Origin of the sequence: Caballeronia udeis, assembly GCF_044909315.1 — a bacterium.
GTDB classification, from domain to species: Bacteria; Pseudomonadota; Gammaproteobacteria; order Burkholderiales; family Burkholderiaceae; genus Caballeronia; species Caballeronia udeis_A.
In genome coordinates this window covers 167,924-184,787 of record NZ_JBIYEB010000011.1, presented here as the reverse complement: position 1 = coordinate 184,787, position 16,864 = coordinate 167,924, and the positions used below count along the sequence as shown (strand labels likewise).

Below are 16,864 nucleotides of genomic sequence, written 5' to 3'. Positions count from 1 at the left end.
CCGATTACGCAAACTGCGAACGGTCCCGGCGACTTCACAGAACCATTCGCCTTTTGCCGCACCAAACCCGCGCGCACTGCCCGAAACGAACAACCGCTCCACATTTTCGCGAGCCCGAGTCTCGGCCGTCGTCCGTAGGAAGTCCCCTCACCGCGAAGCACTGTTGCCTTTCGTCCAGTACCCGTCCTTGCTGTGAAATGTGTGCAACGCAGTTTCATAGGTCCGGCTCAGCGGGACCAGATCGTCGTAGTCCGGGCACGTCTTGATCGCTTCGCGCGTGAGGTCGGTGACAATGCTGGATGCGAACCAGTCGACAGCGTCCACCCACTCAGTCGCCAAAAGCACGGTCTTTCCTCCGGGCCACCAGTTTCGGGTGTCGACCGTCAGGTAACGAATGACCCACGCCTCGTCGTCGAAGATAAAGCCCGACACATGGCCTATGCTTCCGTCACGCGCCTCGATGTGGTAACCCGTCACGGCCTCGCTACTTCGCAGATGCACATCCGTCAATAAGGTGTCGGCCTCAAGTTCATCCGGTCCGAATGGCTCCGGCTGGATATCCGGGCCGATCTGCATTGGACCGAGCACCGGGAAGCCACCCATTCCCCACGAGTCGCGCCCGCCCCAATACTCCGGATAACCGTAGTAGCGGAGATAGTCCTGCTCATGCTGACGAGACACGGGTTGTTGCGTATTGATACCCGGGCTGTTCTTCACCTGCTCCTGAGTCAAATCCACAGAAACGGTGCTTGCGCCCGGGTCGGTATGTTTGACTGAATACGGCGAAATCAGTACGCGATGCCCATTGAGCCAGCCTCCCGTATCAACGACAAGATAGCGGACACCCCATGCCTCATCGTCAAAATAGACTTCATCGACGCTACCCAATACTCCATCACGTGCAGCGACCGCGCTACCTTTAAGACTTTGTATGCTTCTCAACATGTTCGATACTCCCTCATATTTAGAGCTGGCAACAAGCCTGGCACCAGGTTGATACAGCGTGCGTAACATGCAGCGATCGCGATGAAGAACTGATGGAAACCGATGGAAGCGCATGGATCGCGAATCTTCTGACCGATACGAATAATCAGCGAAATGTCCACCCCGGCCCAGGCAGCATAGGCTCCAACAAACGTCAGCTGATAGGCTCGGAAACTACTCAGTCACACGCCGGATCTACGGTGTCTGCGGAACTTCAGCGCCAGCAGGACACGTCGACTACGCCGTCTTCCGGAGATGCGGTCGCAGCCAGAGATCGAGCTGCCCCGCGGTCATCGCGCCGCAGTGGCGTTGTATCTCCCGCCCATTCCCGAAAACGACAAGCGTGGGAACGCATTCGATTCCGTAGCGTCGGGCGAGCGACGCTTCCTTGTCCGATTCCACTTTCGCGAACAACGCCCGCCCGGCGAGCTCACGTGCGCTGGCGGAAAAATGGGGCAACATCGTCTTCGATACGCTGCACCAGCGGGCCCAGAAATGAATGACGATCGGCAGGTCGGACGCACCGACATATTGTTCGAACGTGGCCGACGTCAGTGAAATTGGACCATCGCCGGACGACCGTTTGTGTGCAGCGATCCGCGCAGGGGCAGCCACGATCGATTCAGGTGAATACCCTTTCGAAAAAGGGTCATTTTCATAAAGCCTGTCCATATCCACTCCGATATTCCACCCCGCAGTTCATGCTTGCGACGGCCTGCCTGTAATCGCTAACATTCGGGCAGCGGCCCTGCTGCCTGGTCCCGCGCTGGTTTCACGTTAGTGCTAGTTCCTGTTTACAACACTATCCTTTGCAAGCGCGTCTGGTTTGCGTCAGATCAAGATCATCTTTGGTTAATTTATTCGACTAATGCGCTGATGTCTTGAGACCCTCTGGTCAGGGAACGAGAACCGCGGCGCCTTCAAAGCGGCCTGCGCGTAGATCGGCCAATGCCTGGTTAGCCTCTTGCAAGCGATATCGCGTCGTCCTGGTGACAATGCCGATCTGTGGCGCCAGACGCAGGAAATCGACGCCGTCCTGCCGCGTCAGGTTGGCAACCGACAGCAACTGCCGCTCTTCCCAAAGCAATCTATAGGGAAACGCAGGAATGTCGCTCATATGAATGCCGGCGCACACCACACGTCCGCCCTTACGCACGGCCCTCAGGGCGCTTGGCACCAGATCGCCTATGGGTGCAAAGATGATGGCTGCGTCGAGCGCTTGTGGCGGCGTTTCGTCCGAGCCGCCCGTCCAGCTTGCACCAAGGCTACGGGCGAAGGCTTGCGTCGCCAAATCTCCCGGACGAGTGAAGGCAAAGACCGACCGGCCCTGCCATTTAGCGACCTGGGCGAGAATGTGCGCGGCCGCCCCGAAGCCGTAAAGGCCCAGGTTCTTGCCGTCGCCCGCGATGGTCAACGAGCGCCAGCCAATGAGTCCCGCACAAAGCAAGGGGGCAATCGACTCGTCCGTGCCGGACTCGCCAAGCGGAAATGCAAAGCGTGCGTCTGCAATGGTCGCGGTGGCGAAACCGCCGTCGCGGGTGTACCCGGTGAATAACGGCTGATCACACAGGTTCTCCCGGTGCGCGGTGCAGAACGGGCAGACGCCGCAGGTGTGACCCAACCATGGAATACCGACCCGCTCACCGAGCTGCAGGCCTTCGACGTCCGCCCCGAGAGCATCGATGCGGCCAACGATCTCGTGGCCGGGAATAATGGGCACTTGCGGATGCGCCAGTTCACCGTCGACAACATGAAGGTCCGTGCGGCAAACACCGCAAGCGCCCACCTTCGCCCGAATCTGGTTCGGACCAGGTTCCCGGTCGGCGAGCTCGGTCCATTCAAGCGCGCCGCCGACCTTGTTCAGCATCATTGCGTGCATGGAGTCCTCCGTTTGCATGACTTCGGGCGAAGCCTGACCTGCTTCCATGTTTGACGGCTATGCGCAAAGACAAGTGCCTCTGGCCCCTGGATTTTTCGAGGAAATTTTGTTCCTATATTCGTTATCCTGATAATTAACCTGGAATGCGCGGTACTCCGGCTTGAGTCGGCCGCACGCTGCATTTTGTGCAGGCGACCCTGGAGCGCCGGTCGACCTCAATCGAATAGACAACACCGGTAACGCCCCTTCTTCAACCATGAGCAAAGGAGTTTCCCAGTATCTCGTCGCGTTCGGCGGAATCCGACAACAAAAAGTCTCGTCGCGCCTCTTCAATGACCCGACGAACGTAGTCGTTGTGCTTGCCGTGATCTTCCTGCTTCATATCCCAGTTCCGCTCCTCAGCATCGGGCGAATGGGGCATCGGCAATGGAACGGATAATTCCGGGTACCCTCCTGCCACGGAGTCCCCTTGAATCAGGCGTCTAAGCACTTCCTGACGAATTTCTTCCGCGGTAAAAACTTGCTTTCCCATGACAGTCTCCCGAGATCCTCACGTTGCATAAAAAAAGGAGCCGGACCAGGTATTTGCGTTGGAAGACCCGCGAACGTCTCCGTGCCCATCTTAAGAATAGCGCCGGGCGCACGGCGAGGGCAGACTCGGAAACTACTCAGGTTGATGGTCCGCAACACTCACGGATCAAGTGTTTGGTTTAGTCACACCCTGCACACGGCTGACTGAGTAGTTTCCGATCCTGCCCAGGCAATGTTTTTAGGAATACATTGAGCAGACAGAAATGACCCGATCACCATTGAAACATCTCGGCCATTTCGTCGACGGGCACGCTGCCCCCAAGGTGCAAACGCATCGCCGCATAGTCATCAAACTGGGAGAATCGTCATGGCACTACCAATCTGGGGAGTTTTGGGTGGCATGACAGCGCTGTTCTTCTCAGCACTTTTTTTGCGTGGGCAAAAAATGCTGGAGCCCCGGAAAGTATTACTCAAGCGCAGCGGCACTAAATAAAACCGGCTGACCGGTGCATGAGATTTCCCGGTTGTCCTGCTGCTACAGCTACAGCGAAGTCGCACGCTCCATCGCCTTCAAGTTCGTCCTGACGACGCTCGCCGGCATGCCCGACCGGTCAGGAACGGCCGAACAACGCCTCGCGATGCACGCTAGCGCCGTCTTTCCGAGCTCCCCGTTATGCTCTGACGTTGCCTGGAAGGTGAACCCTAACCTGTGGAAGGCGGTTCATCTATTCCATTGGTCCGCGCCAGTTGCGCCGCAAGCGCGAGGCGCGTCAACGCCGGCAAGGACCTCGAGCCCGTTTTCTTCATGATCAACGCACGATGGTTCTCGACCGTACGCTGACTGATGCCAAGGTCCGCCGCAATAATTTTACTGGGGCATCCCTTAAGCACGAGATCCATTATCTGGTGTTGTCTTGGCGTCAGGCCCGAAATGTGATTAGCCGCAGCCTCACGCCAGGCAAACAGTTTTTGCGAATTCACCGACTGTTCGAACGCGCGCCCCACGCTTTCGAGTAATTCGGCTGTGCCTATCGGCTTTTCGATGAAATCGGAAGCGCCTTCTTTCATGGCCTGTACCGCCACGCTGACGTCACTATTCCCCGTTATCACGATCGCGGGCAAGCGGTCTCCCCTGCCATGCAGCAGCTTAAGCAGATCCACTCCTTTCATACCCGGTAAATAGGCGTCGACCAGAAGGCACGCCTCCCTTCCCGGCTTATAGGCTTCCAGAAAAGCCTCGCAGGACTCGTAATCCTCCACGGTACGGCCATCGTCTTCAAGCGTCTGGCGGATTTCCGTGCGGACAAACGGGTCATCATCGACTATGTACACAACCGACCACGTCTGTCCCGCCGGCCGCGCAGCGGGCTCCAAAGCGGACTGCAGCGCTGAGTGCGGCGACGCGTCCGCGAGAGCGTCTACTGCCTTGATGAGATCAGCAACCTTCACCGGCTTGTTAAGGTGGAGGCATTTTCCCTGGGCGATGTCGCGCAGTGTTTCCAGCGATATGTCACCCGTCAGGATGATCGCCGGAACCTCGCAACGAGCGATTTTTCGGACGCGGGCAACGACCTCGAGCCCATTCATGCCGCCCGGCAGGTTGTAGTCCGCCAGGATGAGGTCGGGTTGAATGACCTGCTGTAACACGAGTTCCAATCCCTCGACACCGTCGGATGCCGTCCGTGCGTTATAACCCTCTGCCTTGAGTATCGATCCAATCAGGTCTCGTACCTCAGGGTCATCCTCGATAACCAGTATTGAGCCATTGTGTACGTTCGGCCCGGGCCTTGAAACTTCGCCAATGCGCTCATCATCCCGCTTCGCGGGTTCGCTCGTTTCGAACAGTTCAAGTGCGACCTCGATCGAGAAAACGGAGCCCTTGCCAGGCTGAGAGCGCACTGTTATCCGATCGCCAAGGAGATCGGCCAGACGATTTGCTATTGACAGGCCAAGGCCCAGGCCGCGGCTGCGTTCACGCGCCGCGTTGTCCAGTTGATGGTACTCGTCGAAGATTGCCTTAAGCTCATCGTTCGGAATGCCGATACCTGTGTCCCAGATTTCGATGCGCAGTCTATCGCCCTTGCGACGGCAACCTAACAACACGCGCCCCCGCTTGGTGTACTTGAAGGCATTGGACAGCAGGTTGCGAATCACCTGCATCAGTAATCGCGGATCGGTTCTTATCAAGAGACTACAGCGGGCTACGCGGAAAATGAGGTCCGACGGAAGCGCACGATCGTTGAACTCATCCTTCATTTGACCGAGAAGCTCCCCAATCGGAAAACTGGCCAGCTCCGCATGAACGGTTCCGGCTTCGATCTGGTTGATGTCGAGCAACGCGTTCAACATGCCGGACATTGAGCTCAGGATATGCTCGAGACGCTCGACCATCTTCTTGGCGGCGTCGCCTTCCACTGCGTTAGCAAGGGAACCTTGCAGCAGCACCAGCGCTTGCAGCGGCTGGCGCAGGTCATGACTCGCCGCAGCCAGGAATCGCGACTTCGCATTATTGGCCTGATCCGCAAGCCGTTTCGCTTCCCTTAACGAGTTCTTTACCAGCTTGCGCTCGGTAATATCCGTAAACGTAATGACAACGCCCTCCACCCGGTTGTCCTCCGTTCTGTACGGCAAGATCCGGCGAATAAACCAGATGCCGGTTTGCGCCTGTATTTCGCGCTCTGACGGGACCGACGTCGCCAGTACGGTTCGCGTGTCAGCAAGAAGCTCGTCATCGGCAGCCAACGAACTGAGATCCCGCAACGGCCGGCCTATGTCACCGGGGAGGACATTAAACAGCGATCTCGTCGCCGGGGTAAAGAAGCGGATATTGAGCTGCATATCCAGGAAGAGCGTTGCTACCTCAGTGCTATACAAGACGTTCTGAAGATCGTTAGACGTCGTCCGTTGCCGTTCCAGCGTCTCTTGCAGTTGACTGTTGAGCGCCGTCAGCTCCTCGTTCAAAGCTTGCAATTCCTCTTTCGATGTCAGCAGCTCCTCGTTGGTTGATTGGTATTCTTCGTTAACCGACAACGCCTCCTCGTTGACGACCTTATGGTCCTCGCTGATTATCTCGAGGCTTCGAATTGCACTGGCGAGCTCCGCTTTGGTCGCCACGAGCTCACTCTCAAGTTCGGCAACCCGAGGCACGTCCTCCGGGGTGATGGCAGCGGCCTTCCTGTCCTGATGAACAGAATGCGGCTCGTCGACAAAGGAAACCAGGAACATCTCCTCGCCATCGTTCCAGACCGGCTGGACGTCCAGCATGAAGCCCACCACGCTGCCGTCTTGCACCGTCGTGCCCCCCACCACCACGACCCGCGCATTTCCCTGCTTCGCACGCTGAATGGCAAGTCTGAGCCTGCTGCGTACATCCGGCGAGGCCATTGCCAGGATGTCCTGAGTCGGCGGGCCCGACGCGACATGCAGATACCGGTCGGTGGGCCCGACGGAATAAACGCACTCGTGATCGCGGCTGATCAGGACAGTGGCCGGTGCATGCGACTGTATGACCAGGTTCCGGCATAGCTCCGCCATGGCGGACTGGCGGGAGACGGCGTGTCCCTGCTCTTGCCGGGAGGCGATACGGCCCCCGTTGGTCGAGTTCATTGAAAAACCGACGTTGTGCGACCTGCCGTGACCCGTATGCCGATAAATACGCTCTGACTTTGAAAGAATCTCGAAACGGCCATCAGGTTTTCCGACAGTCTCAGCGCTGCCGAGCAGAAGAACGCCGCCGTCGCGCAACGCGAAGTGGAACAGCGACACGACCTTTGTCTGTGCTTCGGGATTCAGATAAATCAGCAGGTTGCGGCACGACACCATGTCAAGCCGGGAAAATGGCGGGTCCACAAGCACATCATGGGCCGTGAACACCACCATCGACCGCAGATCGGGCAATACCCTATAGTTGCTCCCTTCCTTGATGAAGAAATTGGCAAGGCGAGCTGGCGAGACATCTGCTTCAATGGTTTCTGGATACAGACCCTCACGAGCCTTGGCAAGCGCGTCCGGATCGGCATCCGAGGCAAAGACCTGCAGCTTGACGCCGCGCCGCGATGCCGCGATCTCCTCGAGAAAAAGCATGGCAAGCGAATAGGTTTCCTCTCCCGTGCTGCACCCCGCGATCCAGATGCGGATATCCTGACCCGGCGCATGAAGGCGCACAAGCTCGGGCACAACGGTTTTCGCCAGCAAATCAAAAACCTTTGGATCGCGAAAAAATTGGGTGACGTTAATCAGGATGTCTTTGGCGAGAAGTTCCAGTTCGGCAGAGTCGTTAGCAAGAATCTCCATGTAGCCAGCCATGTCGTGCGTCTCGACTGCTGCCATCGCACGGCGGCGCTCGATTCGACGCTCCAGCGTGCCGCGCTTGTAGAGCGTGAAATCGTGGTCGGTTCTCGTACGCAACAGCTCAATGATCGCAGGGAGCCAGACCGGCCCGGTGCCCTGGCCGGCATTCTCTTCAACACGATTCCGGTTCGAAATCCGCCGCCGGTATTCCATGAGTGCTTCCGGAATTTTTGCTAGCGGCAGCACCAGGTCCACTGCGCCTGTGGCAATCGCGCTCAGCGGCATTCCATCAGATCCCGCTTCGTGCGGATCCTGGGCAATGACAATTCCGCCTTGCTCCTTGATCGCCTTCAGCCCGAGACTGCCATCCGCGCCGGTTCCGGACAGGACGACGCACGCGCCCTGCGGGCCGTACTCTTTTGCGAGTGAATGCAACAGGAAGTCAAAGGGCAGCCGTGCGCCGTGGCGCGCTTGTGGAATGGAACTGCGTAACGCGCCGTCGCCAACGGATAAATACGTACCCGGGGCAATAATGTAAAGGTGCTCGCGCTCAATCAACATACCGTCTGCCGCCTGCACCACGGTCATCCGTGTATGGCCGGTAAGCAAACTCACCAACAAGCTTTCGTGAACCGGATCGAGGTGCTGGACCAGGATCCATGCTGCGGCAGTTGTCGGCGGTAATGCTTCAACAAGCTTACGGCATGCGTCGAGTCCACCCGCCGATGCGCCGATCCCGACGACAAAGACGTCATCGCTCAGAGAAGCAGAATCAACCTCTGAAAGTGGCTTGCGCTTCGACCTGGGTCGAGAGAGGCTAGCCTGACGAACGAGACTTGCAGGCATTTTGTGTATCCAGAGAGAATTGCTTCGAAACAGCCGGGCCTCCTCGAGCCTTCCAGGCTTACAAATGCAAGCCGGTCAGCGGGCGCGATTGGTAGATCCCGGCGGATCCCGGGAATTCGGCGATCACCCCAGCAGCCCGCCGTAGCGGGTTCGCTTGTAAGCAGCGGTTAATGAATTCTTTGGTGTGGAGATCAAGGAATAAGGAGGCCAACGGAATAATTGATCTGGTTTTCTCTGGAGCGTCTCTTTAGCGACGCTTTAATCAGCGCACGAACCGGTCCCGGAACTGCCTATTTACGAACTTTGTGTGCGTGTTATCCGGGTAACAGCCCTTGCATTCGATTCAACCATCGTACTCGCCTATCTAATCGCTGTCGCGTTTCCGGACCTACAAGGAGAACTTCACCGCAATCCACTGCATTCGCCTCGCGAAACGCTCATGAGACGTCTTCTGAGTAGTTTCCGAGGCTGGCGCCGCGGCGCATGGAAGCGCTACCCTCTCCTATGGAAACATCGACACAACGCCTGCATTCATCGAACATCGCAACTGCAAGCATCGTGTGAATTGTGTGCTACCCAAGTGAGAACACCGTGTATAAGCGCATCCTGGTCGCAATCGATGGAAGCGAGACGTCCGTCCTGGCGCTCGACGCAGCCCTGCAGATCGCTCGGGAAGCCGATGCCGAAGTGCAGCCTGTCTATATCATCGATGCTCCATTGATGGTCTACGACGCCCCCGGCTACGACCCGTCGATCCTGCGCGACGCGTTGACCAAGGAAGGAACGCGGGCAACGAACGAAGCACTCGCGAAAATGCAGCTCCAAAAAATCAGAGGCGTTGCACGGATCGCTGAAGTCGACCTGTACGGTGACGGCATTGCACAACGCCTGCTGCTTGCAGCGGGCGAGCTGAAGGCCGATCTTGTGGTGATGGGCACCCACGGGCGACGAGGTTTCCAGCGGCTCCTGCTAGGGAGCGTTGCGGAGCGTTTCGTCCGAATGGCGACGTGCCCGGTCCTGCTCGTTCCTGCGCCCCATCAGCGGACCCTCAATCCCGCAGCGTCTGCTGCAGCGGAATCCATCGATAATCCGGCCTGATCCGGTATTCGCGGCCGGCAGTCTGAATCCGCCGCTTGCGCTCGCGGTCGCCGGGCGTGATCTGCCAGGCGCAGAGGTCAAGCCGCTCATCAAGACGGCTGCGTAGCTGTCGCCTCTTCAATACCGGTCGCCGCGGCATCAATCGATGTCCCGGCGTTACCGGCGATCATTGCCTCGATGTCGCTCAATGCACCAATCACTGCACGGCGGCCCGTGCGGCTAGCAAAGTCGCAAGCTGCTTCCACCTTCGGCGCCATGGATCCAGCGGTGAACGCCAGATCGCCAAGCGCCCCTGGATTTGCCCTCGCGACCAACCGCAACGACGGTTTGCCCCAGTCGAGATAGACCCCTTGCACGTCAGTCGCGATCACGAACAGATCCGCCTTGAGTTCCTCTGCGAGCATGGCTGCGCTGCGATCCTTGTCGACCACCGCCTCCACACCCCGATGCCGCCCTTGCGCGTCAGCGACGACAGGAATCCCGCCGCCGCCGGCGCAGATCACCACGCAACTGCGTTCCAGCAACCAGCGCACAGGCTCTATCTCGAGCATGCGGACCGGCTTCGGACTAGGTACGACACGCTGTAACTTGTCGCCCTGTGCCGCGACGGTCCAGCCTTTTCCCTGCGATGCCACCGCCGCTTCGGCGACCGTGTACCTGGACCCGATCGGTTTATCGGGGTGTTCGAAAGCCGGATCGGACGCGCTTACTTCAACCATGCTCAGCATGGTCACGCAAGCCCGTCCTGCCGGCAGCAGGTTGCGGATTTCCTGCTCGATCATGTAACCAATCATGCCTTCCGTTTCCGCATCGAGTACATCGAGCGGAAAGCCGCCCGCCTGCAGCGCGAGCATGCCAACCTGCGGTCCGTTGCCATGGACGATCACGAGATCATTGCCGGCCGCTGCTTTCGCGAGTTGTGCCGCGGCGATCCGCACGTTGTTGCGCTGCGCCTCGGCGCTGACCGCCTCGCCGTGTCTGAGCAACGCGTTACCGCCCAATGCGATTACCATCAGCATTGCATGCTCCTCACCCGGCCAGCGTGGCGACGAGAACCGCCTTGATCGTATGAAGGCGATTTTCTGCCTGCTCGAAAACAATCGACGCATCCGATTCGAATACGTCGTCGGTTACTTCCACACCATTCAGCAGGCCGTATTTGTCGCCGATCTGCTTGCCGATCTCCGTCTTCGTGTCGTGAAGCGCGGGCAGGCAATGCATGAACTTCACGCGCGGATTGCCGCTGCTTGCAAGCAAGGCCGCATTCACCTGAAAGGGCAGCAACTCCTCGATCCGTTCACCCCACTTTTCAAACGGCTCACCCATCGATACCCACACGTCGGTATAGATGAAATCGACGCCCTTCACCGCTTCCGCCGGTGTCTCGGTCAGGGTCAGCCGCCCTCCGCTAGCCGCCGCGAACGTGCGGCACTGCGCGATCAGGTCATCGTGCGGCCACAACCGGCGCGGTGCGCACAGACGTACATCCATGCCGAGCTTCGTGCCTACGATCATCAACGAATTGCCCGTGTTGTTATGGGCATCGCCTATATAGCAGTAGCTGATTTCGTGGATCGGCTTGTCGCTGAATTCGTGCATGGTCAGCACGTCGGCGAGCATCTGCGTCGGGTGAAACTCATCAGTGAGTCCGTTGTATACGGGTACGCCGGCGTACCTGGCAAGTTCATCCACAATCTCCTGCCCGTAGCCCCGGTATTCGATCGCGTCGTACATGCGGCCAAGCACGCGGGCGGTATCTTTCATCGACTCCTTATGACCGATCTGGGATGCGCCCGGATCGATGTACGTGACATGGGCGCCCTGATCGTGAGCCGCGACTTCGAATGCGCAACGCGTGCGCGTCGAGGTCTTTTCGAAGATCAGCGCAATGTTCTTGCCGACCAGACGCGCGATTTCCGTGCCGGCATACTTGGCGCGTTTAAGATCCCGCGACAAGTCGAGCAGGTAGCGAATCTGACGCGGCGTGTATTCGACCAGCGTCAGGAAACTGCGGTTATGTACATTGAACACGATGAGATCCGATTGAGAATGGGTGAAAGGCGGTCGAGTGTTTCAGGCGTCGATAGCGTCACGCTCGACCGGGCAACTGAGGCAATGCGTGCCGCCGCGCCCGCGTCCCAGTTCACCGCCCGGGATCTCGATGACTTCAACACCCGCCTGCCGCATCTTCCGATTGGTGTAGGTGTTGCGGTCATAGGCGACCACCACCCGCCGGTCGAGCGCCAGTACGTTGTTGCCGTCGTCCCATTGTTCACGCTGGGTTTCATACGCGTCGCCTCCCGTTGTCAGGATGCGCAACGAACCCACCCCGAGGGCATTGCTCACGACCGTCAGGAACTTGGCGTCATGACGCTCATAGCGGATCTCGTTGGGCGCATCCCCCGGATACAGGCTGGTGCAGCGGATCTCGCCGGCGACCTCGGGATAGATGCTGACGAAGTCGATATCGAGAAATGAGAACACGGTGTCCAGGTGCATCGAGGCGCGCCGCTTCGGGAACTCGCATGCGATCACCCGCTTGGCGCCGCCCCCCGCAAACAGATGCCGTGCGACCTGCGTGACCGCTTGCGGACTCGAGCGCTCGCCCATGCCGATCAGCACCACGCCGTTGCCAATGGACATGACGTCACCGCCTTCCATTGTCTCCACGCCGAAGTTGCGATCCGGGTCGCCCCACCACGTGTTCACCTTGCCGGCGAAGCGCGGATGAAAGCGGTACACGGCGGCAACCAGCAATGCTTCCTTGCGGCGCGCCGGCCAATACATGGGGTGAACCGTGACACCGCCGTAGATCCACGCGCTGGTGTCGCGCTGGAAAATCAGGTTGACGAGCGGCTGGATCACAAAGTCCGATTGCTCCAGATAGCCGCCAAAAAGGCCGCGGGCGTCAAAGGGCATTTCAGCCTTTGCCACGCCGCCGACCAGCACCTCCGCCAGTTGTGCGGCCGGCATATGGTCGAGCCACGCGCGCAACTCTTTCAACATTCCCGTGCCGACTTCCTCCTCGACAATTCGTCGATCGAGAATCCAGGCGCGCGCGACCGGGTCGCCGCAGATTGTTGCGAGCAGATCGTGGAACTCCAGTACTTCGATGCCCCGCTCGCGCATCGCTCCGGTGAAAATATCGTGGTCCTTGATCGCCTTGTCGACCCAGATGACATCGTCGAACAAAAGGGCTACCGCGTTGGCGGGAGTCAGCCGCCGGTGTGCAAGGCCAGGACGGCAGACCATCACCGTGCGCAGCTTGCCCGCTTCCGAATGAACGCCCAGAGCCATCAGTGATTCCCCCTCATGTCGTCACGCTCTTCATGAATTGACGACGTAGGTATAGAGCCGCACGCTGCCGTCGGTCTCCTTCTTTCTATAAATTCCCTGGATCTCGTTCTCGAAACCAGGGAAACAGTTTCCGCCTTCCTCGAACATCCGGAAGTAATCGAGCGTAGGCATCGCCCGCTCGGTGTAACGCTCGCCCGATACGACCACCGCGATGCCCGGCGGATAAACGAGCCCGAGTGTGGCGGCGATTCGTCCCTCGATCTGGTCGATCGGCAACAGCTCCACGTTGTTGCGCACGAGCTCGTGCATGGCGGCCTGCGGCGTCATCGCCATTTCGGGAAAGTGCGCTGCGCGGAACTGCTCGCGTTGCAGGCGGCTTGCGTTGCGCTCACGATAGAACCCATGCATCTCAGCGCAAAGATCGCGCAGGCCGATTTCCGCGTAACGCTCGCTATGCGCGGCGACGAAGGTCGGCATGACATCGTCGAGAAGCGCGTTCTCGTCGTGCAATTGCTTGAAGCGCACCAGTGCCGAAAGGAGTGTGCCGGCCTTGCTCGATTCCAGCCCGGGTGTCAGCAGGAAAAGGATGCTGTTGAGGTCATTCTTTTCGGGCACGATCCGCTGCTCGCGCAGGAACTCGGCAAGCACCGCCGCCGGAATGCCGTGCTCCGCATAGTCGCCAGTACTGCGGTCGAATCCGGGCGTGATGAGCGTCAGCTTGTTGGGGTCCGTCATCGCGTAGCCGGGAGCAAGGTGGCCGAAGCCATGCCATTTCGCGTCCGGCGCAAGCTCCCAGTAACGCGGATCGTTCGCCAGTTCATCCGTCGGCAGGTCTTCCCAGCGTTGCATGCCACTCGTGGCTGCAACCTTGTCCGGTACGAACGGATCAAAGAACCAGCGCCGCGCGGGGTCCGTCTCCGTCGCTTCGTAGTCTTGCTTGAGCGCACGGATCTTCTTGCGCATCTCGATCCCGAGCTTGATCGTGTCGTCCCACAGCACCTCGCCAGCGCGGCCCTTCATCATTTGCGCGCCCACATCGAGCGAGGCGAACAGCGGATAGAACGGCGACGTGGATGAGTGCTGCATGAAGGTCTCGTTGAAGCGCCGGTGGCTTACCTGACGGCGCTGGCCGTCAAGGTGAGCATCCCTCACGTGGATCTGCGACGCCTGCGAGAAGCCAGCGAGCTGCTTGTGCGTAGACTGCGTGGCAAGGATGCCGGGTGCGCTGGCATCCAGTCCCTCGATGCCCATCGCGAAACGTCCCTTGAACAACGGATGGAACTTCATGAACCCGGCCCAGGCTTCATCGAAAAGAATGTATTCGCACAGATGCCCGATCTTCTCGATCAGCATTTGCGCGTTGTAGATCGTGCCGTCGTAGGTGCATTGCTCGATCACCGCAACACGAAATGGCCGCTCGCGCTGCCACGCCTTGGGATCGGTTATGAGCTTGTTGTAACGAATGCCGTCGCGGATGCGGTCCTCGTCGAGCGCGTCGAAATCGATCGGGCCGATCAGCCCGTGCGCATTGCGCTGCGTCTGTAAATAAACGGGGATTCCGCCGCCTAGCAGCAGCGCGCCGTGATGCGCCGCCTTGTGGTTATTTCGATCGAAGAGCACCAGGTCACCCGGCGTCACCAGCGCAGTCAATGCAATCTTGTTGGACGTGGACGTACCGTTCAGCACAAAGTAAGTGCGCTCCGCGCCGAAGATCCGCGCGGCCGCTTTTTGCGCAGCGAGCGCAGGGCCTTCGTGAACCAGCAGGTCACCCAGTTCGACGACGGAGTTATCCAGGTCGTTGCGGAATACCGCTTCGCCCAGATGCTTGACGAACGCGCGGCCGACCGGGCTCTTCTGGTAAAACACACCGCCGTTGTGCCCCGGACAGGTCCACATCTGGTTCGCCTGTTCCGCGTAGTCGACCATCGCGCCGAAAAACGGCGTCTTGAGCGAGTCCGCGTACGTCCGCAAATGACTCACCAGATTGCGCGCCACGAACTCGGGCGTATCTTCTTCGATGAACACATAACCCGTCACATGCCCCAGCACCGCAACCGGAATTTCCGCGAGCAGATGGCGCTCGACCAGAATGAAGATGGGTACATCGAGCCCCCGCTCTCGTACAAAACGTACAAAGACCTCAACGTCGGTCTCTGATTCGGTCAGCGACCATTCGACGATCACACAGCCAACCGCAGCCTCGCTGCGGATGGCGGAGGACGCTTCTGCCACCGTGACGGTGACCGTGGTGGCGTACCCCATCCGTTCGAGTTCGTCGACGAGGCGCCGAAAGCGTGACGACGGCAGCGCGGGCGGCAGCGGTAACGCACAACAAAACAGGAAGCCGAACATCTGGTCATACAGCATCTTGATCCTTGTATCGGGAATCGCGACGGGTCGTCCGCGATCTCAGCTGATCTTCACCAGGCCCCGGCTGAACAGGACGACAGCAACACCGGCCACGACGACGAGCAAGCCCGCGACCGACGCCTCCCGTCCCGTGAACACCCGCTCGCCGGCCGCATGTTCACGCCGTGCCCACCAGAAGACGGGGAAGCCGAGTGCGAAAAGAATGGTGGACATCAAAAGGAACTGCAGTCCGGCGGCATAGACGAGCCAGAGGGAATAGACCGTCGCCAACACGCCGGTCCAGATCGATTCTTTCGAGGTTTCGCCCGTGGTCGGTGCGTACTTTGACTGTGTCGCGAAACGCCACAGGAAGACCGTGCTCGCCAGATACGGCGGCAGGATCATGATCCCGGTGATCGAGATCAGCCACATCCACGCGTCGTTGGCGAACAGCACCACGAAGATCACGAGCTGCATGGTTGCGCTTGATATCCACAGCGACGGCGCCGCGGCATGGTGACGGTTTTCCTTAGCCAGGAACTTGGGGAATACACCGTCCTTCGCCCCTTCGAACGGCAACTCCGCGACAAGGATGGTCCAGGCAAGCCAGCAACTCAGCAGTGACACCAGCAGCGAGACGACGATGAACACCGCACCCCAATCGCCCACCGCGGCCTTCAGCACATAAGCCGCCGACGGTGAAGCGAGCCCCGCGAGCTGGGCCTGGTGCATCACGCCAAACGGCAGCGCCGACAACAGGAAATAGAGGATCGTGCAGACGGTCAGCCCGAGAAAAGTCGCGACGCCCACCTGCGAGGTCTTGCTGGCGCGGTCCGACACCACCACCGCGCCCTCGATGCCGATGAACACCCACAAAGTGACGAGCATCGTGCTCTTGACCTGTGCGAGGAGGCTGCCCAAATGCTCCTGGGCACCCCAGAAGTCGTAGGAGAACATTCCGCCCTTGATTGCGACCGCCATCGCACAGAGGGCCACGGTGATGGTCCCTATATTCAATACGCTCGAAATGACGCTCAGGATTGCTGCCCGTTTGACGCCGTACAGAACGACAAAATGCATGACCCAGATCAGCAGTGACGCGCCAACGATCGACGGCCAGGTGTTGCCCGCCGCGAATACTGGAAAGAAATAGCCGACCGTCTTCATGATCAGCACGGCGAACGCGACATTGCCGAAGGCGGCGGACAGCCAGTAGCCCCAGGCCATCTCGAAGCCCGCGAGCGCGCCGAAGCCTTCTTTCGCATACGAGTAGATACCGGCCTTCAGATCAGGGCGTTTATCGGCCAGCGTGCGGAACGTATTCGACAGGAAGAACATGCCGACAAGCGTGATCGTCCATGCGATCACGACTGCCGCCAATCCTGCGCCCTGGGCCATATTCTGCGGCAGATTGAAGGCACCGCCGCCGATCATCGACGCGATCACAACACCCGTGAGGAGCGGCAAGCTGAGCTTGCGGCTACCCTGTTGAGTGGCGGGTAGACCGACGACCGCATCCGCGGCAGCGGGCTTCAGCGGCAAACTGCTATGCGTCTGGTCCATGAAGCGTTTTCTCCCTGCTGCTGGTGT

At 59.2% G+C, this 16,864-nt stretch carries 12 protein-coding genes; 2 read left to right on the top strand and 10 right to left on the bottom strand.

The genetic code is table 11. The annotated features are described in order from the left end of the window. Positions 1-147: 147 nt before the first annotated feature. The 4 genes from ABH944_RS19510 to ABH944_RS19495 all read right to left on the bottom strand — a co-directional run bounded on the left by ABH944_RS19510 (position 148) and on the right by ABH944_RS19495 (position 3,395). Positions 148-945 (bottom strand): PRC-barrel domain-containing protein, encoded by a 798-nt coding sequence (locus tag ABH944_RS19510; protein WP_404608370.1) that lies wholly within the window; start codon positions 943-945, stop codon positions 148-150. Between the two features lie 276 nt (positions 946-1,221). Next, positions 1,222-1,656: a thioredoxin family protein gene (locus tag ABH944_RS19505; protein WP_404608368.1), complete on the bottom strand. Its 435-nt coding sequence runs from the start codon at positions 1,654-1,656 to the stop codon at positions 1,222-1,224. A 223-nt stretch (positions 1,657-1,879) separates the two neighbouring features. Further along, on the bottom strand, positions 1,880-2,863 hold the full coding sequence (locus ABH944_RS19500; protein ID WP_404608465.1) for a zinc-dependent alcohol dehydrogenase family protein: 984 nt from the start codon (positions 2,861-2,863) through the stop codon (positions 1,880-1,882). 250 nt (positions 2,864-3,113) lie between these two features. After that, complete coding sequence (locus ABH944_RS19495; protein ID WP_404608367.1) at positions 3,114-3,395, bottom strand: hypothetical protein; 282 nt, start codon at positions 3,393-3,395, stop codon at positions 3,114-3,116. A gap of 366 nt (positions 3,396-3,761) precedes the next feature. Between ABH944_RS19495 and ABH944_RS19490 the strand changes: the two genes are divergently transcribed. Further along, on the top strand, positions 3,762-3,887 hold the full coding sequence (locus ABH944_RS19490; RefSeq protein WP_404608366.1) for a hypothetical protein: 126 nt from the start codon (positions 3,762-3,764) through the stop codon (positions 3,885-3,887). Between the two features lie 209 nt (positions 3,888-4,096). Here the strand turns inward: ABH944_RS19490 and ABH944_RS19485 are convergent, their stop codons facing one another. Then, entirely contained in the window at positions 4,097-8,530 is a 4,434-nt protein-coding gene (locus ABH944_RS19485; RefSeq protein WP_404608365.1) for a CheR family methyltransferase, read from the bottom strand. Positions 8,531-9,121: 591 nt separating this feature from the next. Between ABH944_RS19485 and ABH944_RS19480 the strand changes: the two genes are divergently transcribed. Next, entirely contained in the window at positions 9,122-9,628 is a 507-nt protein-coding gene (locus ABH944_RS19480) for a universal stress protein (protein ID WP_404608363.1), read from the top strand. 89 nt (positions 9,629-9,717) lie between these two features. Here the strand turns inward: ABH944_RS19480 and ABH944_RS19475 are convergent, their stop codons facing one another. The 5 genes from ABH944_RS19475 to ABH944_RS19455 are packed head-to-tail and all read right to left on the bottom strand — an operon-like array spanning position 9,718 to position 16,837. Continuing rightward, positions 9,718-10,647 carry a carbamate kinase gene (locus tag ABH944_RS19475; protein WP_404608361.1) on the bottom strand — a complete coding sequence of 310 codons (930 nt, stop codon included), beginning with the start codon at positions 10,645-10,647 and terminating at the stop codon, positions 9,718-9,720. Between the two features lie 10 nt (positions 10,648-10,657). After that, positions 10,658-11,662, bottom strand: coding sequence for an ornithine carbamoyltransferase (locus ABH944_RS19470; RefSeq protein WP_404608463.1), 1,005 nt, complete (start codon positions 11,660-11,662; stop codon positions 10,658-10,660). A 39-nt stretch (positions 11,663-11,701) separates the two neighbouring features. Beyond that, the gene (locus tag ABH944_RS19465) at positions 11,702-12,925 is read right to left on the bottom strand and encodes an arginine deiminase (RefSeq protein WP_404608360.1); all 1,224 of its coding nucleotides are present in this window, start codon (positions 12,923-12,925) and stop codon (positions 11,702-11,704) included. Positions 12,926-12,955: 30 nt separating this feature from the next. Further along, positions 12,956-15,292 (bottom strand): ornithine decarboxylase, encoded by a 2,337-nt coding sequence (gene speC, locus ABH944_RS19460; RefSeq protein ID WP_404608358.1) that lies wholly within the window; start codon positions 15,290-15,292, stop codon positions 12,956-12,958. 42 nt (positions 15,293-15,334) lie between these two features. Further along, a complete protein-coding gene (locus tag ABH944_RS19455) occupies positions 15,335-16,837 on the bottom strand; it encodes a basic amino acid/polyamine antiporter (RefSeq protein WP_404608356.1) in 1,503 nt (500 codons plus the stop codon). Between the last annotated feature and the right edge of the window lie 27 nt (positions 16,838-16,864).